Source organism: Gilvimarinus sp. 1_MG-2023 (assembly GCF_030548285.1).
In genome coordinates this window covers 1-270 of record NZ_JAUOSC010001053.1, presented here as the reverse complement: position 1 = coordinate 270, position 270 = coordinate 1, and the positions used below count along the sequence as shown (strand labels likewise).

Sequence of the window (270 nt, the reverse complement as noted above, 5' to 3'; positions counted from 1 at the left end):
GACCGGGTCGATGCCATGACCTTTGGTCTGGGTTCCGGCATTGCCGGTATTGCCGGGGTGGCGTTGAGCCAGCTGACCAACGTGGGGCCGAACCTGGGCCAGGCGTATATTATTGATTCGTTTATGGTGGTGGTCTTTGGCGGTGTCGGCAATCTGCTCGGCACGCTGGTGGCAGCCTTCTCGCTGGGTATTGCCAACAAGTTTCTGGAACCGGTTACGGGAGCGGTGCTGGCCAGTATCCTGGTGTTGGTCTTTATCATTCTGTTTATC

1 protein-coding gene is annotated in these 270 nt (G+C 57.0%); it reads left to right on the top strand.

Annotated features, from left to right (window positions below; translation table 11 throughout):
- A partial coding sequence (locus tag Q4563_RS20085; RefSeq protein WP_442903820.1) for an ABC transporter permease subunit occupies positions 1-270 on the top strand: 270 nt, incomplete at both ends.